Raw genomic sequence first — 26,962 nt, 5'->3', positions numbered from 1 at the left:
TGGAACAGCAGGTACCGCTAGCCGGGCTTCGTTCAATTCACGGCGTTAGAGCGCCCGAACAAAGCGAAACTCGGCCCTAGTGATAGTGCTGGCCGGCCCGCTTCCAGAACTTCAAACCAGCGAGGCCGCCCGCGATGGCAAAGCCTGCCCCTACCTGCTTCATGCCGACGCCGACACCCGCAATCAGGTAGAAATGCAGGTTCCTGACTGCGCGCTGGCGCGCTAACAACGCGAGAAGTGCGCAAGGCAGAGCTGCAACGATCACGCCCGTCAGCCACGTCATTGCAAACGCCATTACCGTCATGACCATGGCCTGTATGGCGCCATGTCCTCGAGGCGAGAAGGTCACGAGGAAAACCAATATTTAGAAAGCTACTCCGACCGTGACGCTAAGCAAATAACCTCCCAGCACGCGTTCTCCTGTGGGGAAGCTGACTCCTTTCATATTTGTTCTCATTTTCTTCGTCATGAAACGGCGCTTGATAATCACCCCAATCGCAGCATACCTCGCGTTATCGGAAAAATACCGAGAATGTGACGATGGAATCGTTCGTCGGTACGAACCCGAGTGCCCCTTCGGGGAATTCGAGCTCGTCGTGAGGTCACCCACTCCATACGGTGATTTTCATCAGGATTCCGAATGTCTACGTCGCTGTACTGGCGTGAGTATTGAGAGCGCCAGAAGCAAAAAGGCGCGCGACCACGGGTACGGGTTCGAACTAGCTCCGCCGCTAATCGACCAGTTCGCTGTCGGTCCTGGAATCATCTGCTTCCAAAACCCCCATTAGGTAACTATTACTTGCCAATACACACAAAACGGGCGTGCATTCCTAAAGTGCCTCATCCCAGCTAAAGAACTCCGTAGGCTTTGCCGTAAAAGCGCTTATAAGGTTAGACAAATACGGTAACTTTGTCCCGTCTGTCGACCTTTCGGAGAACTAGAGCGCGAGCGCGCCGGTGCACTGATCCCTTGCACGGCATCCTGCGCGGACTCGCGCCGGGCCACACCGGTCGCGTCCAGTCCGTTTGCGAATTTCCGGACTGGCAGCGGCGGCTTTTTCATCGGTTCGCTTTCTGATTCCCATCGACAACCGATGACGGGATCGGAGCCCTATAGTCACAAGCCCGCGTCGAAACGGAATGACGCACTTATTTCGCATTACTAATCACCATGATATTTCAAAAGAAAATAAGCAATTTTTTGTTCGGTCAATTCTCTCTCGGCAAGTTCTCGGCTGTCACAGTTGCGGTCGGCGCAAGCCTGATGCTCGCAGCTTGCGGCGGCGGAAGCGAAGGCACCGTTGATGCTGCGACGGTCAAGGCCGCCGTTACGCCCGAGGCGACCGCAAAGGCAGCCACCACCGGTTCGATCTTTTATGGCATGAACGGTCACATCACCAACGGCGGCGCGTACGACAACACGCCCTACGCGACGCAGCTGTCGCAATTGCAAGACCTCGGCGTAAAGATTTTCCGCAACGACGTGTACAGCCTGGCATCGGCCAAGGTGCTCGCGACCGTTGCCAAGCAGTTTGCGGCAGGCGGCGTTCAGGTGTATCCGGTGATGCTGCTCGGCCTGGGCTTCGATACCGAGGAAGCAGCCTATAACGCCGGTTACACGATGGGTCAGCAGACGGCGCAGACGTACAAATATGCGTACTACGAAGTCGCGAATGAACTGGACTCAGCCGCGCTGGCCGGAAACTATGACGGCAACGTGTGGTATCAGTACAGTAACCAGCCGTTCATGATCGCGCGCGGTGTTATTCGCGGCATGATCGCAGGTGTGAAATCGGTCGACAGCTCGGCGAAGATCATCGTCGATGGAACGTGGAAGCACATCGCGTTTTTTCAAATGCTCCTTGACGGCTCGCAGCCCGACGGGACGCACGGTCACCCGACGGTCAGCTGGGACATCACTGCATGGCACTGGTACTCCGACCAAGGAGACATCACGAATGCCTGCGGCGGCACGGGATGCCACGACATCCTCGGTATTATCAGTTCGTTCGGCAGACCGGTCTGGATCAACGAGTACGGCGTGCGTCCCGAATACGGCACGAATGACGCCATCGCCTCCTACCTGACCGGCAACCTGATGATGCTGCAGTACTACACGCAGGCGTCGAAGTACAACGTCCAGTCCGTCCAGGGTTTCGAGCTGTACGACTCTCAGGAAGGAAATTACGGAATGGTGCAAAGCGACGGCAAGACGAAGAAAGCTGCGTACACGGCAGTCAAGAACTTCATCGCGAACCACCCCAGATAGCCACACAGCGCTACCGGCGCAAATGGCGCACGGTGGTCTTGCAAGCGGCTTACGCAATCAATCTGTCGAACAGAGGAGCGGCGCGCAGCGTTCCAGGCCGCTCTTCACCCGCCATTACGGGATCAAGAATTCCTTACGCTTCGCGGACGAACACGCGAACGCTCCTCCTTTAGCTAGCCCAACAAAATTCTGAAAGCAATAAGGGTTCTGGCGGCTTGCACAGCCCTTTTTAGCGTCCAACACTTCGACAACAATCCGGCTCGCCAGATAACTGTCCGATATATCGGACCATGCAGTGCTTCGACGGAAGCGGTTTCTCAGTCCAACCCCTCGATCAGGATCTGAACATGAAGCTCGCCACCAAGGGCGCCAAAGCCGCCTTGCTGTTTGCCGCAACCGCCGTGAGCGGACTGCTCGCGCTTTCCGCCTGCACCAAAGTGGCGACGCCCGAGCAGGGTTCATCGGCAGCGGCGCCTGCCTCGACGCTTCAGGCCGTGCTTCAGCGCGGCACGCTGCGCGTCGGCGACTGCCTCACGTTCGCGCCGTTCGGCTTCTACGACAAAGACGGCAATCCGGACGGCTACGACGTCGACCTCGCCAAGGAGCTCGCCAAGCAAATGGGCGTGAAGCTCGAGGTCGTGAACACGACCAGCGCGAACCGCATCCCGAATCTACAGACCGCCAAGGTCGATGTCGTGTTCTGCAACTTCACGCGCAACCTCGAACGCGCGAAGGTCGTCGAATTCACGTCGCCGTACGTTGTCGCCAGCGAAGCGATGCTCGTGAAGAAGAGCAGCGGCATCCAGTCGGCGAAGGACATGAGCGGGCGCACCATCGCCACGGTCAAAGGCTCGACCAACGGCGACGAAGTCCGCTCGATGGGCATCCCCGTCAAGATTCAGGAATATGACAGTTCGCAGGCGGCCATCCTCGCCGTCAAGCAGGGGCAGGCCGATGCGATGATCGAGGACAACAACTTCCTTGCGTATCAGGCGAAGCTCGATCCGGAACTGGCCGTAACGAACGAAGCACTCGTGCCGCTCGAGTACAACGCGTTCGGTGTGAAGGCGGGTGACCAGGCGTGGCTCAACTATCTGAACCTGTTCCTGTTCAACATCAATGCATCGAAACTGAACGCGCAGTTGTACAAGAAGTGGTTCGGCGTCGATCCGAGATATCCGCTCAATCCGCAGTTCTGAAGCGGAGGCGCAGATGAGCTATCAATGGCTGACTCTATGGGGCTACGTCCCCGAGTTTCTGAAGGCGGGCTGGCTGACCTTGCAGGTTACGATGCTGGCGTTCGTGCTGGCGCTCGCGCTCGGTCTGATCGCGGCGCTTGCCGGCATGTCGCCGTCGGCCATCGTGCGGTTCATCGCGCGGGCTTACGTCGAAGCCATCCGCAATACGCCAGTGTTGCTGCAGATTTTCATCGTGTTCTTCGGCTTGCCGTCGATGGGCATTGCGCTCGATGCATATTGGGCCGGTGTCATCGCGCTGGGCGTGAACGTGGGCGCGTATCTGTCGGAAGTGTTTCGCGCGGGCATGCAATCGGTGCCACGCGGACAGATTGAAGCAGCCGGCATTCTTGGGCTGGAACGCGGGCAGATTTTCAAAGAGATCGTGTTGCCGCAGGCAGCGCGTGCGGTGTATCCGACCATCGTCAATTATCTGATTCAGTTGTTGCTCGGTACTTCGCTGTTGTCGGCCATTGCGTTGCCCGAGCTCACCGGCACCGCAACCGTCATCAATTCGCGCACGCTCTTGTATGTCCAGACGTTCGCGGTCGTGCTCGTCGCGTATCTGGTGCTGAGCAATGTGTTGTCGTGGATCGCCAGTCAACTCGGCGCACGCATGTTTCATCCGCCGCTCATCGTGAGGCCGGGTGCGCGTTGGGTTGGATTCACGCTGCGTCGTGCGAATCGTGCATGAGGGATTGAGTCATGTCACTCGAACTGCTGAAAACCAGTCTGTCGATTTTGCTGCAAGGTCTCGTGACGACGCTGCTGCTGTCTGTCGCGGCGATCGTCGGGAGCACGCTCATCGGCCTGCTCGCCGCCGTGTTCCGGTCGTTCGGGCCGTGGGGCACGGACCGAATCGCGAAGCTCTATACGGAGTTGTTTCGCGGAACACCCGTACTCATCACGCTGATGTTCATCTACTTCGGCGTCTCGTACTTCGGCTATGCAATCGATGTCTTTGCAGCGGGCGTGATCGGCTTGAGCGTGTATCAGGGCGCGTATATCGCGGAAGTTTTTCGCTCGGGCATCGAATCAGTGCCGAAGGGACAGTGGGAAGTCTCGCAGATTCTCGGTCTGTCGCGCATGCAGACCTTTGCCTCGGTCGTGTTACCGCAGACCGGACGCATCGTGTTGCCGCCGCTCGTCGGGCAATATCTGTCCCTCATCAAGGATACCTCGATCGTCAGCATGATCGGCATGTCCGAACTGATGCACGGTGGCCAGGCCATCGTGGATCGCATCGGCAAGCCGGTCGAGATTTACGGACTCGTCGCGCTGATCTATTTCGTCGTGTGCTTCCCGCTTTCGCAATGGGTGCGCCATCATGACCGCCGGAGACTTACGTGAGCGATACCATCCAGAACAAGCCCGCCATTTCGCTGTCGGGCGTGAGCAAGGCATTCGGCGCGACGCGCGTTCTCAACGAGATCAATCTCGACGTGCGCGCAGGCGAAGTGCTCGTGCTGATCGGCGCATCCGGTTCGGGCAAGAGCACGGTGCTTCGCATCATGGCCGGACTGGAAACGACGGACTCCGGCCAGGTGTGGGTCAACGAAGTGCCCCTGCACGATCCGAAGCGCGCGCGCGAAATTCGCGGCCACGTCGGCATGGTGTTTCAGCAGTTCAACTTGTTCCCGCACAAGACCGCGCTCGGCAATGTCACCCTCGCGCTGATCAAGGCGCGCGGCATGTCGCCCGCCGATGCCCGCAAACGCGCAATGGAAACGCTCGACCGCGTGGGTCTCGCGGACCGTGCATCGCATTATCCGAGCCAGTTGTCGGGCGGACAGCAGCAGCGCGTTGCCATTGCGCGGGCGCTGGCGGTCGAGCCCGGCATCATGTTCTTCGATGAAGCCACATCCGCACTCGATCCCGAACTCGTCGGCGAAGTGACGGAAGTGATGCGCGGCCTCGCGCGCGACGGCATGACGATGGTCGTCGTCACCCATGAAATGGGCTTTGCGCGCAAGACGGCGGATCGCGTCGTGTTCATGGACAAAGGCGTGATTGCAGAGCAAGGCGACCCGGAGCAAATCTTCGTCAACCCGTCGAACGAACGCACGCGGCAGTTTCTCAGCCGTGTGCTCGACCATTGAAGGGTCAACGAATGGCAGCAACGGAATCGTCACGCGCGCGAGGCGTGGACCGTGTCATCGATATCTTGAGGAAGCTGCATCATGCGCAGCGGCCCATGACGATGCGCGAGCTGATCGAAGCGACCGGCTCGCCGCGTTCGAGCATCTACGAACTCGTCGCCATTCTCACCGAAGTGGGCTGGCTCGAAACATCGGCGGATGGCAGTGTGTTCTTCGGACGCGAGATGCATTACTACGGCTCGGACTACGCGACGCACAACGACCTCATCAGCCGCGCGCATCAGTCCATTCTCGCGCTTGTGCGCAAGTACGACGAGACCACGCAGTTGTGCATGCTCGAAGGGAACAAGTACTCGGTCGTGTTATCGGAGAACAGTGCGCGGCCGTTCAACATCAGCTCGGATATCGGCGTGCGCGTGCCGATTCCGTGGACTGCGACCGGGCGCCTGCTGCTCGGTCACATGAACGCCGACGCCATCCGCACCCTGATTCCCGCGGATGACTTCGTGCTCGACAACGGCGTGTGCATCGATTTCGATGAATTCATGCGCGATGTGCAGAACGCGAAAGCGCTTGGCTACTGCTGCACGGAAGGCCTGTCCAACGCGTTCCGGCTCTGCATGGCCGCGCCCGTCCGGGACCGCGCGGGCATACCGATCGCCGCGCTGTGCTTCATGACGGGCCGCGACACGGACCCCGAACGCCGTCAGTCGATGCTGGACGATCTGCTTCAGTCGGCGCAGGCGCTTTCGCATCGCTGACACGGATACACGGCTTCGGCGTATCGATGAGAGCGAAGCCCAACGCGGTCAAGGATGGCAGTTGCCGCACGATCGTCTCCCTTACTTGCGCGCGCCTCGTTTCACGCCGCGCCCGCCCGCCTGCTTCTCGATCTCCGCGCGCAGCCACTCGCGAAAGAGCGCGACCTGCGGCGCATCGTCATGGCCGGTACGCGTGACGAGCCAGTATGACTGATGCCCGTCCACCTCGACATCGACGATCGGCACGAGCGTGCCCTGCCGCAACTCGTGCCCGATCATATGGCGATCGGCGATCGTGACGCCAATACCGTCGACGGCCGCGCGGATCGCATGGTCGAGCAGATCGAACTCGTAGCCGCCGTGCGTATCGACATCGTCGATATTCGCCGCCTTCAGCCAGTGTTGCCACGTCAGATAGCGCTGATCGCTGGCCGCGAGCACATGCAATAGCGTGAAGCTGTTCAGGTCGATGTCGGCCGTATCGTCCTCGCCGATCAGCGCAGGCGAACACACGGCGATATGCCGTTCGTTCATCAGCAACTGGTTATCGAGACCGTCCCATTCGCCGTTGCCGAAGCGGATCGCGCAATCGAGCGCGCCCGATTCGACCAGATCGTCCTTGCGCTGCGTGGTCAGCGAGATTTCGAGGTCCGGCGCGGCGGCGCGCAAGGATTGCAGCCGCGGCATGAGCCAGCGGCTGGCGAAGGTGGGCGGCGCGTTGACGCGCAAGCGCCGCAGATGCGTTCTTTCCTGAATACTGCGCACCGTGAGCTCGATACGGTCGAACGACATCTTGAGCGCCTGCAGCAACAGGCGCCCCGTCGCCGACAATTCCAGATGATGATGCCGACGCAACAGCAGCGGCTCGCCGAGCTGCGTCTCGAGCTGGCGCACCTGGCGGCTCACCGCGCTTTGCGTCACGTGCAGCATTTCCGCGGCGCGCGTGAAGCTGCCGGTATGTCCGGCGACCTCGAAAGCCCTCAGCGCGTTCAGGGCGGGCATCTTTCGCTTCAAATCGGTCTCCTTTCCTCGCGTTCAACGCGTGCATTCAACACGCATCCAGGCAGGAATGTGCCGCTCTAAGGCAGCATTTTACGAATCGAGGCAAATTATGCCGCTTTGCGGCGTGAAGGCGGTGCGATGCCCTCACGCCTCACGCGGATCAGCCGATCGCCGCGGGTTCGGCCGGCGCCGGAACGCGTTCGACGATCGTGCGCGCGTCGTCGAGAATCATGTCCGCGCCTTTCTCCGCGACCATCATCACCGGCGCGTTGAGATTGCCCGACGTGATGTTCGGGAAAATCGACGCATCCACGATGCGCAAGCCCTCGACGCCATGTACGCGCAGCCGCTCGTCGACGACCGACGTGCGCTCGTCCGGCCCCATCGCGCAGGAACCGCACAAGTGGTAGATCGAGCCCGACTGCTCGCGGAAATACTCCAGCATGTCGGCGTCACTCTGCACGTCCGGTCCCGGCGAGATTTCCTCCGCCGTGATCGCGCTCAACGCGGCCGCGCTCATGATCTTGCGCACGAGCTTGCTGCCCTGCACCGCTTCGCGGATGTCCTTCGGCGTCGTCAGCGCGTTGATGCGGATCTTCGCGGCGTCTTCCACGCGGTTCGACGCGATTTCGATCGAGCCCCGGCTCGTCGGGCGGCACGGGTTGAAGCACAGCAGGAAGCCCGAGTACGGCTCGGGTTCGAGCTGCGCCTTGCTGCTCTTCGGAATGCGATAGGAAAGCGGGTTGAAGTACAACTGCAGGTTCGGCTGCGTTTCTTCGTCATCGCCCTTGAAGAAGCCGCCCGACTGGTTGACGCTCATCGACAGCGGCCCTTTACGCGAGGTCAGGTAGCGCATCCCGGCCTTGATCTTGCCGAACAGCGAACTCAGTTCGTCGTTCAGCGTCGGCACCGTCGCGCGATAGTAGAAGCTCACGCACAAGTGATCCTGCAGATTCTTGCCGACGGCCGGCAACGCGCGCACGACCGGAATGCCGTGCCGCGCGAGCAGCGCGCTATCGCCGAGACCGGAGAGCTGCATGAGCTTCGGCGTATCCACCGCGCCCGCCGACAGAATCACTTCGCGCCTCGCACGAAATTGCAGCGACTCGCCCGCGCGCGTCGCGGTCACGCCGACCGCGCGCTTGCCGTCGAAGAGCACGCGGCTCACGCTGACATTGCGCTCCACGCGCAGGTTCTTGCGTCCCAGCACCGGATGCAGATATTCGAAGCTGCTCGACGAACGCTCGCCATTGCGCGCGTTGATGTCGTAGATGGTCGCGCCTTCGTAGTCCGCGCCGTTGATGTCGCCGGTGATCGGATAGCCCGCCTGCCGCGCGCCTTCGAGGAACGTGCCGCAGATGGCGTGCGCGCCGTCCTTCATCGACGAAATGCTGATCTTGCCGTTCGCGCCGTGGTACTGCGTGTCGCCGGCCCAGTGCGATTCGAGGCGGCGGAAATACGGCAGCACGTCGCGATAGCTCCAGCCCGCGTTGCCCGCCCGCGCCCAGTCGTCGAAATCGTGCGGCTGGCCGCGCACGTAGATCATCGCGTTGATCGAGCCGGAGCCGCCCTGCACCTTGCCGCGCGGGCAATACAGCGAACGGTCCTTCAGTTGCGCTTCCGGCTCGCTGTAGTACATCCAGTTGTATTCCGGGTTGTAGTAGGTCTTCGTGAAACCGACCGGAATCCTGAACCAGAACGAATCGTCCTTGCCGCCTGCTTCGAGCAGCAGCACCGAATGCTCGCCGGACTCGGTGAGGCGATTGGCGAGAATGCAGCCCGCCGATCCCGCACCCACGATGATGTAATCGAATTCCATGCTTTACCTGCTTTCCTTGCGCTGCGTTCAGCCCTTCGCGGGCGCGAGATCTTTCACGTCGGCGGGCCTCGCCGCCATCTGCAGGTGCAGACGCTCGCCCGTGTAAGGCGTATGCGCGCGCACGACCTCCATGTTCAATTCGACGCCCAGACCCGGCTCCGTCGACGGAATGATGTAGCCGTCTTCCCAGCGGATCTTCGTCTTGAGCACCTCGGCGTGAAAGCCGTCCCACGTGCCGATGCTTTCCTGAATCAGGAAGTTCGGCGAGCACGCGGCGATCTGGATGCTCGCGGCCGCGCCGACCGGGCCGTTGTAGAGATGCGGCGCGATCTGCGCGTAATACACCTCGGCGAGACTCGCGATCTTCTTCGCTTCGAGCAGGCCGCCCACGCGTCCGACGTTGAACTGCAGAATCGACGCCGCGCGTGCTTCGAGCAGCTTGAAGAACTCGTACTTCGTCGTGAGGCGCTCGCCCGCCGCGATCGGAATGCTGGTCTTCGCGGCGACTTGCGCCATCGCGCTTTCCTGTCCCGGCGGCACCGGCTCCTCGAACCACAGCGGATCGAACTTTTCGAGGCGCTGCGCGAGACGGATCGCCGACGACGGCACCATCTGCCCGTGCGTGCCGAACAGCAGATCGGCCTTGCTGCCGACAGCCTCGCGCACCTTGCGGCAGAACGTTTCGCAACGGTCCATCACTTCGAGGGAAATCTGATGGCCGGAATACGCGGTGTACGGGCCGGCCGGATCGAACTTCACGGCGGTGAAGCCGAGCGCGACGTTGTGCGCGGCGCATTCGGCGGCGAGATCGGGATCGTCGTAGTCGTATTCGCCGCGCGCGTTCTTCGGATACAGATACGTGTACGAACGCAGACGCTCGTGCACGCGGCCGCCGAGCAGCTCGTAGACGGGCTTCTCCGCCGCCTTGCCGATGATGTCCCAGCACGCCATTTCAAGGCCGCTGACGACGCCCATCATCGTGAGATCGGGGCGTTGCGTGAAGCCGCTCGAATACGCCTCACGATAAAAGCGCTCGACATGATGCGGATCGTGGCCGAGCAGATAGCGCTCGAACACGTCTTCGATGATCGGCGCCATCGCTTTCGGATGGAACGTCGCGGAATAAATCTCGCCGACGCCCTCGATGCCGCACGCGGTGCGCAGCTTCACGAAAATCCAGTACACGCCGCCGATATGCGGCGGCGGCACCGCGACGATATGCGTTTCCAGCGCGGCGATCTTCATTGTTGCGCTCCCAGTTTGTTCAGTCGATGTTTGAAGAAAAGCGCGGCCACGCCGCCCAGCGCGGACATGAACGCGATATAGCCGAAATAGAGCTGATAGCCGTGCGCGCCCGGATAGTTCTGCGTGAGATAGCCGTTGATGAGCGGCAGCACGGCATCGGGCGAATAGCCGATCACCGAGACGAGGCCGATCGCGAGACCCATGATTTCGGCGGGCACCTTGCACTGATCGAGCAGCGACCAGTAGAGGCCGCGAATCGCATACGTCATCACGCCGATGAACAGCACGATCACCGCGATGAGCGCGTGACTGCCGATCGAAGGCGCGGCCATCAGCACGAGCAGCGCGGCGGCCGCCGCAAACAGCGCGAACACGAGCACGGACGTCTTCGAGAAACGGTCGCCGAGAAAGCCGCTGCCGATACCGCCGATCGGGCGCATCCACAGCTTGGCCGTGGTGATGAAGCCCGCCGCGACCACCGACAGACCGATTTCCTTCTCATGCAGATACGCGGAGAAACTGTATGTCGCCCAGAACACCTGATAGCCGCAGAACACGATGGCCGAGAGCAGCCACAGTTGCGGGTTCTTCAGCAGCACCGCGAGATCGCTCAGCACGTTGCGCTTTTCGCGCGCGGCCCGCGCCGGCTGCGCGCCTTGCGGATCGCGCACGAGACCGAGCACCACGCCGAGCCCGATGCACAGGAACGCGTACATGTACACGACGAGCCGGAAGCCCGCCGCCGTCGATTCGGCGTGCGTCTGCGTGGCCCACGCGAACAGGCTGATCGCGATGGTCGCGAGCAGCGCTTCGATCAGGCCGCGACCGCCATCGAGAAAGCCGAAGAAGCGGCCTTGCTCGTCGGCGGCGGCGATCATCTGCACGCGCTTGATGATCGCGGCCCAGAACGTGAGGCCGGTGGTCAGCCCCCAGCAGCCGAAGATCACGATCAGCGAGCCGAACGCCGGCGCGGTGGAATACCAGAGCCCGAGCGCGCCCGTCGCGATCAGCGAAAAGCTGATCAGCACGCGCGGCGCGACGCGGTCCGCGAGCCAGCCGCTCGGCAGATAGCAGACGAGGAAGATCGTGCCGAGCGCGGAGTACAGATAGCCGAGTTGCGCTTCGCTGATGTGGAAGACTTCGAGCATCGTCGGCTGATAGACCTGCCGAAGATACAGAATCGGATAGATGGCGCCCGCGGCGATCACGAGCAGCGCGAGTTGCAGATAGCGGTCGGCGCGCGTGACTTCGCGCGGCGCGGCGACGCTTTCACTGGATTGAGCGGAATTCGTTGACACAGGCGTGCTCCTCAAAGGGCAGCGGCGCGCGGCATGCGGATGCCGCGCGGCTGGCCTTCAATATGTTCTTGTTGAGTTAGGAATTGATGCGGCCCGCAGCGGCCGCGAGAATCAGTACTTCATGACGACGAGACGCGTCTGCGTGAATTCGAGCATGCCGTGCTTGCCGTCGTCGCCGCCGATGCCGGAGCGCTTCCAGCCGGCATGGAAACCCTGATAAGGATCGGCGGGCGTGCGGTTGATGTAGAGCTCCCCCGCTTCGATCGCGTTGGCGACTTTCATCGCCGTGCGATAGTTCTCGGTGTAGAGTACCGAAGACAGACCGAACTGGTGATCGTTCGCCATCGCGAGCGCTTCGTCGAGGGTCGCGTATTTCAGCACCGCGAGCACCGGACCGAAGGTCTCTTCCTGCACGATCTCCATGTCCTGGCGGCAATTCGAAAGCAGCGTCGGCGGATAGAAGAAGCCCTTGCGTTGCGGCACTTCGCCGCCGGTTTCGAGCGTCGCGCCAGCTTCGATTGCGCGGCGGACCATCGCGTGAATGCCGTCGCGCGACGCCTTGTTCACGAGCGGGCCCATGTCGCCCGCGTCCTCGTAGCGGTCGCCGATCCGCTTCGCCTTCATCTGCTCGCGCAGCAGGCCGACGAATTCATCGTGGATGCTCTCGTGAACATAGACACGTTCGATCGCCGTGCAAAGCTGGCCGCTGTGCGTGAGCTTCGAGGCGACGAGTTCGCGCGCGGCCTTGTGCAGATCCGCGTCCGGCTCGATGATGGCGGGCGTCTTGCCGCCCAGTTCGAGCGAAGGCTTCGCGATATTCGCCTTGCAGTACTCGAGCACCTTGCGGCCCGCGTTGACGCTGCCCGTCAACGTGATCATGCCGACCTTCGGATGCGTGCAGACGACTTCCGCCGTCGCATGATTCATCGCGAGAATATTGACGACGCCCGCGGGCAGCGCCGCGCGCTCGACGGCGCGCGCCAGTTCGAAGGCCGACAGCGGCGTGTTGTTGCTCGGACGCACCACGACCGTGTTGCCCGCGATCAGCGCCGGCGCGACCTTGCGCATCAGCGTGTAAATGGGGAAGTTGAACGGGATCAGGCACGCGACCACACCGATCGGCTCGCGATGCAGCACGAGGTTTTCGTTCGGCGTATCGCTCGGAATGACTTCGCCTTCGATGCGGCGCGCCCACTCCGCGTGATAGCGCGTGATCTGCGCGGCGTAGACGGCTTCGTTGGTCGCATCGAGCAGGCTCTTGCCGGACTCCATCGCGAGCGCCGCGCCGATTTCGGCGGAGGCTTCGACGATCGCGCCCGCGAGACGCTGCATGTGCGCGCCGCGCTCGGCGGCGGGCATCACGCGCCACAGACGCTGCGCGTCGGCGGCCTGTTCGACGGCTAGCAACGCCTGCTCGCGCGAGGCGTCGTGCACGTGGCCCAGCAACTCTTCCGTCGCGGGATTCAGGATGGCGGTGACGTCATCGCTCACGGGCTCGATGAAACGTCCGTTCACAAAATTCCGTTCTAACTTCATGTCTGGCGGGTTCCTTTCACTTGAGCGTCGCGTCGCACGGCAGCCGCGATTCCGGGCTACCGCTGCGACAAGTCAACGCATTTGCGGCTCATTCTTCCGTGCGTCGCGCCGCAACGACAAGCGAAGAATTTTCTGGAAGAACATGCAAAAAAATCACGCTCGCTGTTCGAGTAAATGGATTCTCAGTGCCGCTTTCCTCACGCACAATCCGTCGCTCGTGGTCCCGACTGCACCGATGGTTCGGACTTCTTCGAATAAGTAAAAGATTTGAGACTTTCATGAGAATCAAAGCAATATCCCTGGCGGCACTCGTGCATCGCGACTTCAGCGCATGCTCAAAGCAGCGTCACGCTGTTCGGCATCCTCGATGAAGGCTTCGACTACACGAGCAACGTCGGCGGAAATCATGTTTATGAACTCACGAGCGGTTATGCGGCGGGCAGCCGCTGGGGCCTGCGCGGCGTCGAGGATCTGGGCGGCGGCACGAAGGCCGTGTTCCAGCTCGAAAGCGGCGTGAACCTCAGCAACGGCGCGGCCGGGCAAGGCGGGCGCATGTTCGGGCGGCAAGCGTATGTCGGCGTGAGCAATGAGCGCTTCGGCTCGGTGAGGCTCGGCCGCCAGTACGACTCCGTGGTCGACTATCTCGCGCCGACGACGGCCAACGGCAACTGGGCCGGCTATCTCTTCGCGCATCCGTTCGACAACGACAACACCGACAACTCGTTCCGCGTGAACAACACGGTCAAGTACGCGAGCCCGTCGCTCGGCGGCTTCCGGTTCGGCGGCACCTACAGCTTCAGCAACGACACGAATTTCGCGGGCAACCGGCAATACAGCGTCGGGGCGTCGTATGCGAACGGCGGCCTGCTGCTGGGCGCGGCTTACCTGCACGCGGATGGCACTGGCTCGAACGCCAATGGCGCGATCGCGACGAACGACGCGAGCTTCATCGCGTCGCGCATGCAGATTTTCGGCGCGGGCGTGAATTACACGTTCGGCAACGCGACGGCCGGCTTTGCGTACACCAATTCGAGCTATCGCGATCCGGTGACGAACGGGTATATCGGCGTGCCGCTCGCCTCGGACGGCAACACGCTGAAGAATGTCAGATATCAGAACTTCGAAGTGAACGGGAAGTATCAGTTCACGCCGGCTTTCTTCGTCGGCGCGCAGTACGTGTATTCGGTCGAGACATACGATTCGACGGCGGGCACCGTGAAGCCGCGCATCCACTCGGCCGGTCTGATGGCGGATTATTTCCTGTCGAAGCGCACCGATGTTTATGTGCAGGGCGCTTATCAGAAGATCGCGGGCAAATCGACCGATTCGGTGATGGATCAGGCGTTCATTCCCGGCACGCAGGGTTTGTCGTCGAACTCGGAGCAGTTCGTCGCGCGCGTGGCGTTGCGGCACGCGTTCTGACGCAGCGCGTCGACATGCAGGCGGCGTCGCGCCATACGTGCGCCGCATGTCCGGGGGCCGCGCGTCATGCTATCGTCGACGAGTCATTCCGGTGCCGTCATCATGAGTCAAGTGCGCTATCCCCTCGGACCCGATGACCGGGTGCATCTGCTGTGCTGGCTCACGTGCGGATTGCTCGGCGCGTACTACATCGAAGGCGACTGGCCCGATACGTCGTTTCAGGTGCGCGCGGCGCATCGCTGGCTCGACCGGCATCATCGCGCGGCCGAGTGGATCGAAACCGCGCGGCTGTCGGTTGCGGCGCAGGCGCTCGCCGCGCGATTCTCGAAGACGCTCGATGCCGACGCCTCGCGCGGCGACATCGAGCGCATTCTCGAAGGCGAGGATCTTGATTACGAAAGCGCGCTGGTAAAGCGTGTTTATCACGAGTGCTGGGTCGAGCTGACGAGCCGGGGGAAGCCTTCGCATTAACCCGCGCTTTCAATCTTCCTTCAATCCTTATCCCCGCCGCGTTCAATTTTCGTGCCGCATCGCGCGCGTGCCCCGACGCATCTTGCGTTCAGGCATCGGCATTTTTTTGCGCCGCATGAATGTGCGGAACCCCACATTGGCGCTTCGGGCGCGGCGCTAACATCGGCGCGCCTGCTCGCACGTCGATGTTCGCGTCGCCCGGCCGTGACCTGATTCGCCGGGACGACCGCGGCTACACCGTCAGCGGCCCAGAAAACGACCGGAACAATCGACATCGAGCCGAGGTAGCCATGCAGCGCCGCATTCGTCCTTTTCTTCCCCGAATTCGTCATCGTCGCGCGAGGCTGCGGCCGCTCGCGATGTTCATATCGCTAATCGCGAGTCTCGGTCATGCCGCGCCGCCCTTGCCAGCGGGCGGCCAGTTCGTCGCGGGCAGCGGCGCGATCAGCGGCGGCGGTCAGTCGCTCACGATCAATCAGACGTCGACGCGCGGCGTGATCGACTGGACCAGCTTTTCCATCGGCGGCGGACGCCAGGTCACGTTCAACAACGGCGCCGGTGCGACACTCAATCGCGTGACCGGCGGCGAGGCTTCCGTGATCCTCGGCCAGCTCAGCGCAAGCGGCAGCGTGTATCTCGTGAATCCGCAGGGCGTGCTCGTGGGGCCGGGCGGTGTCGTCGCGACGGGCGGGCGCTTCGTCGCGTCGGCGCTGAACATCGACGGCGACGCTTTCATGCAGGGCGGCCCGCTCACGCTCTCGGGCGGCGGCGACGGCATGGTCATCAATCTCGGCAAAATCGGATCGAGCGGCGGCGACGTGTTCCTCGTGTCGCGCACGGCGGCGGTGAACGGCGGCAGCATCAGCGCGCCGCAGGGCACCGTGGAAATCGCGACGGGCAATCAGGTGCTGCTGCAAGATGCATCAGGCGGACAGCAAGTGTTCGTGCAGGCGGGCAGCGGCGGCACTGCGATGAACGGCGGCGCGATCCAGGCGGCGCAAGCGAACCTCCAGGCCGCCGATGGCAACGTCTACGCGCTCGCGGGCAACAGCAGCGCGATCCGCGCAACCGGCACCGCTACGCGCGACGGCCACGTGTGGCTCGTCGCCGACCAGGGCGCGGTGCACGCGAACGGCGCGATCGCCGCGGCCAACGCGGACGGCAGCGGCGGCACGGTCGAGACGCGCGCAACCACGCTCGACGTCGCGGGCGCGAACGTGCAGGCGCGCACGTGGAAACTCGGCGCACCGTCCTTCACGGTCGATCAGGCGAACGCGGATTCACTCGCGCGCAGTCTCGCCAACGGCACTTCGGTCGATATGGAAACCAGCAGCGGCGACCTCAGCGTGGCCGGCAACGTCCAGTGGAACGGCAATGCGTCGCTGACGCTCGGCGCGGCGCATAACGTGACGATCGGTTCGGGCGCGACCATCGGCAACACGGGCAACGGCAATCTCACGTTGCGCGCCGATGCGGGCGGCGTCGACAACGGCGGCAGCGTGACCAACGGCGGCACGATCGACTGGTCCAAGAGCGGCGGGATCGTGAGCGCGCTCTATGACATGAACGGCAGCTACGCGCCGGGCACGGTGCTCACCAACAGCGGATGGACCGCCGCGCCGTATAGCGGGCTCGTCACGCAGTCGACCGCGTACCGGCTCGTGAACACGCTCGCCGATCTGTCGAACGTGTCGAAGGACCTCGCGGGCAACTATGCGCTCGGCAAGGACATCGACGCGAGCGCGACGGCCTATCCCAACTACTTCACGCCGATCGGCCAGACGACGGCCGCGCCGTTCACCGGTCAGTTCGACGGCTTCGGCCACAGCATCGACAAACTCGCGACGCAATCCGATCTCGTGAACGACTACTTCGGCATGTTCGGCGTGATCGGCACGAGCGGCGTCGTGCGCAATCTGAATCTCACCAACGCCAGCACGGGCGGCTACTCGTCCGGCGGGCTCGGCCTGCTCGCGGGGCAGAACAACGGCCTCGTCACCTACGTCAACACGACGGGCGCGGTCGGGCAAAACGGCTTCGGCGGATTCGGCGCGGGCGGACTCGTCGGCGTGAACAACGGGACGATCGAGCGCTCGTCGAGCACGGCGGATGTCGGCTATCAGATTCCGGCGGGCGGGCTGGTCGGCGTCAATAACGGGACCATCGCGCAATCGTACGCAACCGGCACGACGTATGCCGGCAACCACGGCGAGACCGGCGGGCTCGTCGCGTTCAACACGGGACTCATCACGCAGTCATACGCGACCGGCAGCGTCGGCGGGTTCGGCGGCGGCGGGCTCGTGTTCGTCAACGGCAGCACGGGTGTCATCAACGAGTCGTTCGCGATCGGGCAGGTCGGCGGCGGCGGGCCGCCGGGAGACCCGGAAGGCGGCATCGCCGCCTACAACCAGGGCGCGATTCACAACAACGTCTACTGGAACAAGGACACGACGATTCGCACGACTGCCGCAGGCTCGAACTCGGGCACGGTGCCGCCGGATTCGAACGGGCTGTCGACGGCGCAGATGAGCAATGTGTCGAATTACCTCGACTGGAATATTCCTGCGGGCGGCGTGTGGGCGATGCCAGCGGGCGCGACGCATCCGGTTTTGCAGTGGCAGCAGGCGCAGCCTTGAAGCGCGTGCGGCGGGGCGGCGCGGTTCGCCGTCCAGTCCGCTAACTTCCGATCACCACAAACACCTCTCCCACCGGCGCCTTCGACCCGTTCGGCACCGCCGCCTTCAACGGAAACCCATACGTCCCGCGAAAGCTGACGAACCGCCCGACCTGCACGCGAATCCCCGCTCCGACGCTCGCCAGCGACGCGTTGTTGACTTCACCGAATTCGGCGATGCGATTCCACACGTGCCCCGCATCGAAGAACACGAACGGCTGCATGGCCGCGATCCCCGCCGATATCGCTGGCCCGCGCAATTCCGTCTGCACGTTCCAGCCGCGATCGCCTTGCGCGGCATACGGTTCGTAGCCGCGCACGGTGGCATCGCCGCCCAGGCCGAGTTCTTCGCTCGGCAGAAGCGTGCTGCCCGTCCACTGGAACAGCCCGCGCGCCGACACCGAAAAGCCCGACTTGCCGAGCGGCATGTCACGCTGCGCCGACAACTGCATGTACTGATAACGCGGTTTCGCGCCGAGACGCGCTGCATCGTAGGCCTCGTCGTTACTGCTGCTGTCGAAGTAACCGGGACTCGCGAATAGCGATGCATTCAGATGCGTATCGCCAGACGCATCGCTTCGCAGGAGATCGTAGGCGATCACGAACTGATGGATATGTGTGTTCGCGTTGAACACCTGAAAGCCGCCGAATTCGAGGTCGTTGTTCGAGCGCTTGAAGTCGTAGCCGATCTGCACCTGCTGCTGCCACGCGCCGGCGTAATCGAGCGGCGGCAGACGCCAGTCGTATCGGAAGCTGATCTGCGCGCTGAGACCGGTTTGCCCGTAACTATCCGGCAGGCGCGGCGTGCTCTGCGCGTACACGCCGAACAGCTCGATCCGATCGAGCCACGGCAACGGCGCGATCACATTGAACGCATGCGCGATGTAACGCGGCCGATCGGGCCGCCCTTCGATATCCGGATTGCCGCTGAGAAGATCGTTACTCGCGGTCATCTGATAGCCGATGCGCGCATCGATGCCGAACAGATTGCCGTAGTCGAATCCGGCGAGAATGCGATCGCGGCCGAGGTCGCGCACGCCGTCGTTGTTGTAGCCGCCGTAGAGGCGAAACGGCAAGCGGTCTTCGGTTTGCAGCACCACATCGGTGGTATCGTGCTCGGCGCCGGGCGCGTAGATCACATCGACACGCCGGTACGGATTCGCGTTGAGCAACGCAAGGCCGGACGCGATATCGGCTTCGTGAATCGGTTCGCCGCTCGCAAGCGGCATTTCGCGCACGAGCAGCGCATCGGAGAAATAGCGGTTGCCTTTCGGGATCACGCGCCCCGCGCGAAATTCCGCGATCGCGATCGTCACGACGCCATCGCTCACGTCCTGTTCGGGCACGTACACATCGACGAGCGGCTGACCCGCCGCGCGATAGCGCTGCACGACCGCGCGGCGTATCTCCGCGAGTCGCGCGAAGGTCAGTGGCTTGTGCAGATCGATGGAAAAGCCATCGAGAAAATCGGGCGTGAGCAGTGGAACGCCCGTCGACGTGATCGCGCCCGATTGCGTGGAAGCGCGCGCGTTGGTATCGGTATCGCTATCGGCATGCGCGCTTGCGAACGCGATGCCCCGCAGATCGCGAATCGCGACGTCCTGCGACTTGTCATCAGGCTCGGGCGGCGATGGCAATGCGCGCGGTTTCGCGGCGGCCGGAGGCGCGAGCGGCGCCACGTCGCGATACGACTGCGCGGCGGCATCGCGTGCATGAACGAGGCAGACGATCGCAACCGGCAGGACCGTCGCGGCGATGCGTGCGGGTTTCAATCGATCTCCGGCGTGGCTCTCACGTGGGTCGGCTTCGCATGGTATCAGCGGGTCGGCGTTCGATCCACGGCGCGGAACGATTCATGCAGGAAGACGCTCATGGCTCGTCGCAATGCGCGCGTCGCAACGTAGAAATGACACACCCATACATGACGCGCCAAGTAGAAATCACCGCTAGCGCGCCATGCCTGGCTTCCGGACACTCGACGCATCTATGATTCGAAGATGACCGGCTCATCACTAGCCGAAACCGCATTGTCAGGACGATGATGGACAAAACCTCTGCCGCAGACATCACCGGCTCCGATACGCTCGATGCATCGCTCCACGCGCAATGCGCGCGCGAGCCGATTCACATTCCCGGCGGCATTCAGCCTCACGGCGTGCTGTTCAGCGTCGATGCGCACTGCCACATCCTGCAGGTCAGCGGCAACGTCGGACAGTTCGCTAATATCGCGCCCGACGCGTGCCTCGGCCGCGCATTGTCTGCGGTGCTCGGCCAGCACGCGGCCGAACGCGCGAGCGCGGGCCTGAGGCAACTTTCGCGCGATGGCGCGATGTTCCATGTCGGCAACGTGGTCATCGACGGCTGGACGCCGCGCGGGCCCGTCGCGATTGTCGTGCATCGGCATGACGGGCTGCTGTTCGTCGAAGTCGAGCCCGCGCAGGACACCGCCGATGTCTTCTCGACGATCTATCCGCTCGTGCGCTCCTTCGTCAGCGAAGTGCAGTCGATGCGTACCATCGAACAAATCTGCCAGTTCGCGGCGACGGAGATCGCGCGCATGACCGGCTTCGGGCGCACGCTCGTCTATCAGTTCGACGAGGAAGGCCACGGCAACGTGCTCGCGGAAGCGGCCGAGCCGGGCTATGAATCGTACCTGCACCAGCACTTTCCGGCATCGGACATTCCCGCGCAGGCGCGTGAGCTGTATCGCCGGAACCGCATCCGGCTGATCTCGAACGCGAACTACGAAGCCGCGCCGCTCGTGCCCGCGCTGCATCCGGCGACGGGCCGCCCCACCGACCTCACCTACGCGTCCTTGCGCAGCGTGTCGCCGGTGCATCTGCAATACATGCGCAACATGGGCACGCTCGCATCGATGTCGATGTCCATCCTCGTCGACGACAAGCTCTGGGGCCTGATCTCGTGCCATCACGCGACACCGCGCCTGCCGCCGTTCGAAGTGCGCACCGCGTGCGAGCATGTCGCGCAGATCGTGGCGCTGCAGATCGAAGCGCGCGAAACGCAGTCCGAAGCACATTACCGGCTCGAACTGCGCCGCATGCTCTCGAAGCTGCTTTCGTCGATGGCGAACACCGACAGCTTCGTCGATGCGCTCGTCGGCGACGCATCCGATCTGCTCGGCTTCACGCGCTCGTCAGGCGCGGCGGTGATCTTCGAGGGGCGCACGTCGCTCGTCGGCGTGACGCCCGGCGAGCACAGCGTGACCGCGCTGGTCGACTGGCTCGACGAACAGAGCGAGGACGTCGTGCTGTCGGACCACGCCTCGCAGGAATGTCCCGCGCTCGCCGACTCGCCGGACGTAGCCGGTTTTCTGGCCGTATCGATCTCGAAGATCTACCGGAACTACGTCATCTGGTTCCGCCGCGAAGTCGTGCAGACCATCGAATGGGCGGGCGATCCGCGCGCGAAGCTCACGGGCCTCGCCGCATCGCTTTCGCCGCGCGAGAGCTTCGATACCTGGACCGATGTCGTGCGTCACCGCTCGCTGCCGTGGCGTCCCGCCGAGCGCGAGATCGCGCTCGAATTCCGCGCCGCCGTGCTCGGCATCGTGCTGCGGCGCGCGGAGGAAATCGCGCAGCTCGCGACCGAACTCGGGCGCGCGAATCACGAGCTCGAAGGTTTTTCGTACACGGTTTCGCACGATCTGCGCGCGCCGCTGCGGCATATCGTGAGCTTCGCGGATCTGCTCAGACAGATCGACGGCGAGAAGCTTTCGGAGCGCGGCCGCGGCTATCTGGAGCGCGTCGTGACATCGGCGCGCTTCGGTGGCCGCCTCGTCGACGATCTGCTTTCGTTCGCGCAACTCGGCCGCGCCGCGCTGCGCCCGCATCGGGTCGATGTCCACGCGCTCGTGCGCACGGTGATTCAAAACGATATAGACGAACACGCGTCCTCACGCGTGCACTGGACCGTGGACGCGCTGCCGCCCATCGAAGCGGATCACGTCTTTCTGCACGTGGCGTTCGCGAACGTCATGTCCAATGCGGTGAAATTCAGCGCGCAGCGCGAGCAACCGGCCATCGAGATCGGCGCGCGCGAAGGCACGGGCGAGCTGATCGGTCATATCGTCTATTTCGTGCGCGACAACGGCGTGGGCTTCGACATGCGCTATGTCGACAAACTCTTCGGCGTGTTCCAGCGGCTGCACGTGAACGAAGCATTCGACGGCACCGGCATCGGGCTGGCGAACGTGCGGCGCATCATCGAGCGGCATGGTGGCCGCGCGTGGGCCGAAGGCGAGCCCGATCGCGGCGCGACCTTCCATCTGGCGCTGCCGAAGCAGTTTCGCCCGGAAAGCGGCGTGCGGCGCGATACCGCCGCGAGTGCGCTGGCGCGGCTCGCCGCGGGCACGGGCGGCACGGGGCACGACGTCGGCCAGCTCATCAAGCGCTCGGAGCAGGACAAGAAGTAGCGCGCCATGCAAAACGGCCGCGATCTCGTCGATCGCGGCCGCACTTTCCTGCGATGCTGCGCTTAGAAGCGGTGACGCAGACCCACCGTGGCCGCGACCTGATTCTGCGTCGACGACGGCGACAGCGTGTTGATCATCGCGACATTGGCGCCCGCGTTGCCCAGCTCGCCCGACGCATGCTGATACACGCCTTCGACGTACACATCGGTGCGCTTCGAGAGCGAATAGTCGGCCTGCAGCGAAACCGTGTGCCACTTCGGATCGCCGGTGCCGTTGCCGCCCGTCACCTTGCCGTCCGTGAACGTGTACGCCGCGTCGAGGCTCAGCGCCGGCGTCAGCGCATAGCGGCCGTTCAGCTCGAAGTTGTTCAGATGCAGGTTCGTGTTGCCCGGCAGCGCGATCGTCGAGCCGCCTTGCGACGCCGCGAGCAGTTGGTCGTAGTGCGTGTTGGTCCACACGAAGCCGACCGTCGCCGGGCCGAAGGTGTAGTTCACGCCCGCGCCGAAGGTGCGCTGCAGTTCGGCCGTCAGATTCGCGTTATTGCCCTGGCCCGCCGAAACCGCGCCGTTCGCGTTCGCGCTGTTGCGCGAGTTATTCGTCTGCAAATAAGCCGCCCCGAAGTTGAGCGGGCCATTGCTGTACGAAGCGCCCGCGCTCCATGCACGATTGTTCGCGAACTGGCCAGCGTCGTTCGAGAAGCCATACAGGCCGCCGAACTTGAAGCCCGCGTAATTCGCGCTCTGATATTTGACCGAATTCTTGATCGAGAACGAATGATCGAGGTTGTCGTTGTCGAACGGATGCGCGCTCAGGTTATTGCCATAGCCCGCGCCTGCTTCCGAAAACGGCGACACATAATCGACCATCGAATCATATTGGCGGCCGAGCGTGATCGTGCCGTATTGATCGTGTTGCAAGCCGACATAAGCCTGCCGATTGAACATGGTATTGCTTTCGGTGTAACGGCCATTATTGAGGTTGAAGCCGCTTTCCAGCTTGAAGATCGCGTGCAACCCGCCGCCCAGATCCTCACTGCCTTTCAGGCCGAAGTAAGTATCGGAAACCGAGCCGCTGCCTTGCTGCCAATTGTTATGGCCACCCGAATTGTTCGTGTAGACGAGACCTGCATCCAGCGTGCCGTACAGCGTGACGCTGCTCTGCGCGTGGGCTGCCGCTGCGAATGTGCCGAGAATGCCCGCGATGAGAAGGGTTTTTTTCATGGTTCTCTAGTGTCCTGTTTAAAGCGAAAGCTTCCTGAGGTTCGACGGGCCGTATGGATGTCCGCTCGCCCTGAGAAACTGGACACACTTTATGCGACGGGCACGCGAACGTGGATGCATATCGCGCGCAATAATCATTTGCTGATCGTGAGAACAGGCGGGCAAAGTCCTTCATATTCTTTTAAGGTCAACTGCTTAGCGGCAACGGCACGAGCGCCATGCCGGATCGGATGTTGCGGCTGGGCGACGTTATTACTGCGCATTCCGGAGAAGTCCATTGCGACGCGCGTGGTTTATATCGACCGGTGTGATTGCTAAGCTTCCTCGCGTCTACAGAACTCCGAGAAGTCATTCTGAGGACACGGAGCAGTTTCGCGAGAGGAGACTGCTCCGTTTTCACGCGTCTTCACTGAACGGATTCGAATTCCTTCGATCCGGCATACGCGCGCCTGTTGCGCGCCTTTCGATAATTTTCAATATTCAGTTTCCCAAAACATTCTTATGGTCCGTCCGAAGCCAGATCGGAACGACTCGCGTTCCGACGAAGCAGCGACATTCAAGGCGATATGTTTTCCGCGATATCTCGCTGCGATTGAAAAGTTTGCCTGACATTCGCATGTCATAACGATGACAATCCGGGCGTTTCGCGCCGATACACCCGAGCTTCAACAAGTCAACCCTCAGAAATGTAACAGGCTCCCGGCGATTGCGACGGGCGTTTGAGCGATCTTGTGAAGCCTCGTTTCAATTCGAAACAAATTGAATAAGCTTGAATTGCCTGTACGGAACATTGATTGCTTAAATAGAGGTCTCTGCAAATCAAGCCGGAACAGCGATATGAAAAGTAGTACCGACGCAACCACCGTCCCAGCGTTTCGACAGCGACGCCCAGCCCAACTCGCGGAGCGCGAGCTCCAGCATCTGGAAATGATTTTGGCGAATTTCGTCGAACGCAGCGTGACTTCCGAGCGCCTGCCTGCACGGTATTGGGACATGCGCGTCGCGCAACTCGATGCCGAATACGATCTCGTGCCATCGCAGTGTCAGCGCGTGGCATCCCTTCAGCGCAAGCTCGCGTTGCTGGACAACGCACTCGATAACGCGTCGTCCGCCGCGGACGCGCAAGAAGGACAGCAGAGCCGGCGCGCCGCCGCCTGACTGCCGCCTGACTATCGGACGGCTGATCCGTCCCGCATCCTGAAATCAAGGTGCCGCTCGCACCCAATCGTCGACGAAAGCGCGTGCCGCCGTGTGAGCGCTCATCAGTGCGTCCTCGGCGGAGACGAAGTTCGCATAGCGCGCTCTGTCGATGCACAACGGCGAGAACGCAGTCACCGGCCGCCCCGACCGGCTGATGGTCACGATCGCCAGATAATGCACCGCGCCGGGTGGCGGCACGAGCCTGCAACTCGTTTCGATCGCGACTTCGAGCACGAAGCCTTTGTGGTTATACGACCGTATCATCTGGGCACCCCGCCAGGTTCGGACGTCGCAACGCGCGCGCCGTCTGACCCTGCACTAGCATGAGGCGTACCCGTGAAGCGCGGCCTATCGCGCGCGGCGCATCACGCTGCGCACGATGTTCGCGGCAAGATCGGCGCGTAGTTCGGCCCATTTGCCGAGCAGCGATGCATCGTCGGTCAGGAAGTACGGCGTGTCGGCCCATTGCAAAACTTCCCCACTCTTCACGGCGATCTCGAAGATGCGCATGTCGTGATCGTCGCTCACGCCCAGGCGCACGAGTTCGACGAAGGAGCGAACGTCCTTCAGCGCCACATACTGAACGCCGATGCCGTGAAGCACCCCCATCACCGTCTTGCCCATGCGCCAGGCGGCCTCGCGGCTGTCGGCCAGAATGAACGCGACGCCGTTTTCAGGCGTCTCGAATTTCAACCGGTACAGGCGCGACCTACATTGTTCACTGAGTTGCGTGTCCATAAGCTCAAGTCTGCCGCTCGTCACACGAGTCCGCCACTACGGCGCTCGCCTTGAGCCGCGGGCAGCAGGACTCGTTCCCGGTCAGTGATTGATTTCTTCGAGACGCAATCCGTTGGTCTTCGGTCCGAACAGGCCGATCGCGAGCGCGACCAGCAGCATGCAAACGGTGATGCCGATGAACACGCCCGGCACGCCGAAGTCCTTCAACAGGAACGCGATGATGAAGCCCGACATCATCGCGCCCACGCGGCTCGCCGAATACACGATGCCGCTTGCACGGCAGCGCACGGCCGTCGGGAAGAGCTCGGTCTGATACGCGTGATAGCAGACCGAGATGGTTTGCCCCGCGAGCGAGATCAGCACGCCGAACGCCATGAGCGCTGCGGGCGATTTCATCTGCCCGAACGCGAGGCCGCTCGCGATCACGACGAGCGCGCCGCCGACGATCAGATACTTGCGCTGGATGCGATCGGCGTAAAGCATCGCGAGCAGCGGTCCGATCGGCAGCGCGAACGCGATGACGAACGAATACAGCAGACTTTTCGTCACGGTGATGCCTTGCCCGATCAACAACGTCGGCACCCAGTTCGCGAAGCCGTAATAGCCGATCGCCTGACAGAAGTTGAACACGATGAGCATGATGAGGCGCGAGCGATACGGCGCGTGGAACAGCTCGCCGAGCGACGCCCGCCGATGCGCCGGCTGCTCGACCACGGGCTCGGGCGGCGGCAGCGCCGCGCCGGACTCGCGCTCGACCATGCGTTCGATGTTGCCCACCACGCGCTCGCTTTCCTCGATCCTGCCGTGCATCGCGAGCCATCGCGGGCTCTCGGGCACCGTGCGCCGGATGAACCACACGACCACCGCGCCGACCGATCCCGCGAGCACGACGACGCGCCATCCATCGAGACCGAACACCGTCTCCGGCACGAGCCAGTAAGAGAGGATCGCGGCGACGGGCGCGGCGGCGAACATCACCATCTGGTTGAACGCCATCGCGCGGCCGCGCATGTGTTGCGGCACGAGTTCGGTCACGTAGCTGTCGATGGTGATGATCTCGATCCCCACGCCGATGCCCGTCACGAAGCGCCAGAAGATCACGCCTTCGGGCGTCGTCTGAAACGCCATGATCGCCGAGCCGACCGAGTACCACAGCAGTGAGAACGTGAACACGCTGCGCCGCCCGTAACGGTCAGGCAGCCAGCCGAAGAAGAACGTGCCGATGAACAGCCCCGCGAAGGTCGCCGCGATGAAGCCCGCGATGCCCGTGAAGCCGAAGAACGCATGCGTGGTCGTCTGCAACAGGCCGCTTTTCGCCATGCCCGGCGCGATATAGCCGGTAAAGATCAGATCGTAGATTTCGAAGAAGCCGCCGAGCGAGATCAGAAACACGAGCATCCAGAGATGCCGCGTGATCGGCAAACGATCCATGCGCGCGGAGATTTGCGCGCCGGGCGTCGAGGCGACGCGAACGTCGGGCGAAACGAGCGGCTCGGCGAGCGCGCTGAAGGTGGGCTGCATTGCTGTGTCTCCTGAGTGGG

General features: G+C 62.7%; 22 protein-coding genes. 11 read left to right on the top strand and 11 right to left on the bottom strand.

Features of this window, described 5'->3' with window-relative positions:
• Positions 1 to 76 precede the first annotated feature (76 nt).
• Positions 77 to 310 (bottom strand): hypothetical protein, encoded by a 234-nt coding sequence (locus AWB80_RS26685; protein ID WP_061177671.1) that lies wholly within the window; start codon positions 308 to 310, stop codon positions 77 to 79.
• An 861-nt stretch (positions 311 to 1,171) separates the two neighbouring features.
• Here AWB80_RS26685 and AWB80_RS26680 point away from each other — a divergent pair.
• The 6 genes from AWB80_RS26680 to AWB80_RS26655 all read left to right on the top strand — a co-directional run bounded on the left by AWB80_RS26680 (position 1,172) and on the right by AWB80_RS26655 (position 6,364).
• A complete protein-coding gene (locus AWB80_RS26680) occupies positions 1,172 to 2,269 on the top strand; it encodes a hypothetical protein (protein WP_061177670.1) in 1,098 nt (365 codons plus the stop codon).
• A 347-nt stretch (positions 2,270 to 2,616) separates the two neighbouring features.
• The gene (locus AWB80_RS26675) at positions 2,617 to 3,468 is read left to right on the top strand and encodes an ABC transporter substrate-binding protein (protein ID WP_061177697.1); all 852 of its coding nucleotides are present in this window, start codon (positions 2,617 to 2,619) and stop codon (positions 3,466 to 3,468) included.
• Between the two features lie 13 nt (positions 3,469 to 3,481).
• The gene (locus AWB80_RS26670) at positions 3,482 to 4,198 is read left to right on the top strand and encodes an amino acid ABC transporter permease (RefSeq protein ID WP_061177669.1); all 717 of its coding nucleotides are present in this window, start codon (positions 3,482 to 3,484) and stop codon (positions 4,196 to 4,198) included.
• Positions 4,199 to 4,209: 11 nt separating this feature from the next.
• On the top strand, positions 4,210 to 4,854 hold the full coding sequence (locus tag AWB80_RS26665; protein ID WP_061177668.1) for an amino acid ABC transporter permease: 645 nt from the start codon (positions 4,210 to 4,212) through the stop codon (positions 4,852 to 4,854).
• Positions 4,851 to 5,603: an amino acid ABC transporter ATP-binding protein gene (locus AWB80_RS26660; RefSeq protein WP_061177667.1), complete on the top strand. Its 753-nt coding sequence runs from the start codon at positions 4,851 to 4,853 to the stop codon at positions 5,601 to 5,603. Before AWB80_RS26665 ends, AWB80_RS26660 begins: the two co-directional genes overlap by 4 nt.
• Before the next feature lie 11 nt (positions 5,604 to 5,614).
• The gene (locus AWB80_RS26655; RefSeq protein ID WP_061177666.1) at positions 5,615 to 6,364 is read left to right on the top strand and encodes an IclR family transcriptional regulator; all 750 of its coding nucleotides are present in this window, start codon (positions 5,615 to 5,617) and stop codon (positions 6,362 to 6,364) included.
• 81 nt (positions 6,365 to 6,445) lie between these two features.
• On the opposite strand, the gene AWB80_RS26650 is transcribed toward AWB80_RS26655, so the two are convergent.
• The 5 genes from AWB80_RS26650 to aldA form a co-directional block, all read right to left on the bottom strand.
• Entirely contained in the window at positions 6,446 to 7,366 is a 921-nt protein-coding gene (locus tag AWB80_RS26650; protein WP_061177665.1) for a LysR substrate-binding domain-containing protein, read from the bottom strand.
• Positions 7,367 to 7,526: 160 nt separating this feature from the next.
• Complete coding sequence (locus AWB80_RS26645; protein WP_061177664.1) at positions 7,527 to 9,185, bottom strand: GMC family oxidoreductase; 1,659 nt, start codon at positions 9,183 to 9,185, stop codon at positions 7,527 to 7,529.
• A gap of 27 nt (positions 9,186 to 9,212) precedes the next feature.
• On the bottom strand, positions 9,213 to 10,430 hold the full coding sequence (locus tag AWB80_RS26640) for a mandelate racemase/muconate lactonizing enzyme family protein (RefSeq protein ID WP_061177663.1): 1,218 nt from the start codon (positions 10,428 to 10,430) through the stop codon (positions 9,213 to 9,215).
• A complete protein-coding gene (locus tag AWB80_RS26635; RefSeq protein WP_087131625.1) occupies positions 10,427 to 11,728 on the bottom strand; it encodes an MFS transporter in 1,302 nt (433 codons plus the stop codon). Before AWB80_RS26635 ends, AWB80_RS26640 begins: the two co-directional genes overlap by 4 nt.
• A gap of 111 nt (positions 11,729 to 11,839) precedes the next feature.
• Positions 11,840 to 13,264 carry an aldehyde dehydrogenase gene (aldA, locus tag AWB80_RS26630; RefSeq protein ID WP_061177661.1) on the bottom strand — a complete coding sequence of 475 codons (1,425 nt, stop codon included), beginning with the start codon at positions 13,262 to 13,264 and terminating at the stop codon, positions 11,840 to 11,842.
• Between the two features lie 315 nt (positions 13,265 to 13,579).
• On the opposite strand from aldA, the gene AWB80_RS26625 reads away from it, so the two are divergent.
• The 3 genes from AWB80_RS26625 (at position 13,580) to AWB80_RS26615 (ending at position 17,793) form a co-directional block, all read left to right on the top strand.
• Positions 13,580 to 14,686 carry a porin gene (locus tag AWB80_RS26625; RefSeq protein ID WP_061177660.1) on the top strand — a complete coding sequence of 369 codons (1,107 nt, stop codon included), beginning with the start codon at positions 13,580 to 13,582 and terminating at the stop codon, positions 14,684 to 14,686.
• A 102-nt stretch (positions 14,687 to 14,788) separates the two neighbouring features.
• Positions 14,789 to 15,157, top strand: a complete 369-nt coding sequence (locus tag AWB80_RS26620) for a hypothetical protein (RefSeq protein ID WP_061177659.1) — start codon at positions 14,789 to 14,791, stop codon at positions 15,155 to 15,157.
• 290 nt (positions 15,158 to 15,447) lie between these two features.
• Positions 15,448 to 17,793 carry a two-partner secretion domain-containing protein gene (locus AWB80_RS26615; protein WP_061177658.1) on the top strand — a complete coding sequence of 782 codons (2,346 nt, stop codon included), beginning with the start codon at positions 15,448 to 15,450 and terminating at the stop codon, positions 17,791 to 17,793.
• A gap of 40 nt (positions 17,794 to 17,833) precedes the next feature.
• Here the strand turns inward: AWB80_RS26615 and AWB80_RS26610 are convergent, their stop codons facing one another.
• Entirely contained in the window at positions 17,834 to 19,603 is a 1,770-nt protein-coding gene (locus AWB80_RS26610) for a ShlB/FhaC/HecB family hemolysin secretion/activation protein (protein ID WP_061177657.1), read from the bottom strand.
• A gap of 269 nt (positions 19,604 to 19,872) precedes the next feature.
• Between AWB80_RS26610 and AWB80_RS26605 the strand changes: the two genes are divergently transcribed.
• Positions 19,873 to 22,263 (top strand): ATP-binding protein, encoded by a 2,391-nt coding sequence (locus AWB80_RS26605; RefSeq protein WP_087131623.1) that lies wholly within the window; start codon positions 19,873 to 19,875, stop codon positions 22,261 to 22,263.
• A 62-nt stretch (positions 22,264 to 22,325) separates the two neighbouring features.
• Here the strand turns inward: AWB80_RS26605 and AWB80_RS26600 are convergent, their stop codons facing one another.
• The gene (locus AWB80_RS26600; RefSeq protein ID WP_061177655.1) at positions 22,326 to 23,483 is read right to left on the bottom strand and encodes a porin; all 1,158 of its coding nucleotides are present in this window, start codon (positions 23,481 to 23,483) and stop codon (positions 22,326 to 22,328) included.
• Between the two features lie 927 nt (positions 23,484 to 24,410).
• Here AWB80_RS26600 and AWB80_RS26595 point away from each other — a divergent pair.
• Positions 24,411 to 24,641, top strand: coding sequence for a hypothetical protein (locus tag AWB80_RS26595; protein WP_061177654.1), 231 nt, complete (start codon positions 24,411 to 24,413; stop codon positions 24,639 to 24,641).
• Positions 24,642 to 24,686: 45 nt separating this feature from the next.
• Here the strand turns inward: AWB80_RS26595 and AWB80_RS26590 are convergent, their stop codons facing one another.
• The 3 genes from AWB80_RS26590 to AWB80_RS26580 all read right to left on the bottom strand — a co-directional run bounded on the left by AWB80_RS26590 (position 24,687) and on the right by AWB80_RS26580 (position 26,942).
• On the bottom strand, positions 24,687 to 24,947 hold the full coding sequence (locus tag AWB80_RS26590; protein WP_061177653.1) for a hypothetical protein: 261 nt from the start codon (positions 24,945 to 24,947) through the stop codon (positions 24,687 to 24,689).
• 84 nt (positions 24,948 to 25,031) lie between these two features.
• Positions 25,032 to 25,421, bottom strand: a complete 390-nt coding sequence (locus tag AWB80_RS26585; protein WP_061177652.1) for a hypothetical protein — start codon at positions 25,419 to 25,421, stop codon at positions 25,032 to 25,034.
• Positions 25,422 to 25,502: 81 nt separating this feature from the next.
• Positions 25,503 to 26,942: an MFS transporter gene (locus AWB80_RS26580; RefSeq protein WP_061177651.1), complete on the bottom strand. Its 1,440-nt coding sequence runs from the start codon at positions 26,940 to 26,942 to the stop codon at positions 25,503 to 25,505.
• Between the last annotated feature and the right edge of the window lie 20 nt (positions 26,943 to 26,962).

It is taken from the genome of Caballeronia pedi (assembly GCF_001544915.2).
GTDB classification, from domain to species: Bacteria; Pseudomonadota; Gammaproteobacteria; order Burkholderiales; family Burkholderiaceae; genus Caballeronia; species Caballeronia pedi.
The sequence above is the reverse complement of the archived record's forward strand: the minus strand, read 5'-3'. Positions and strand labels throughout refer to the sequence as shown.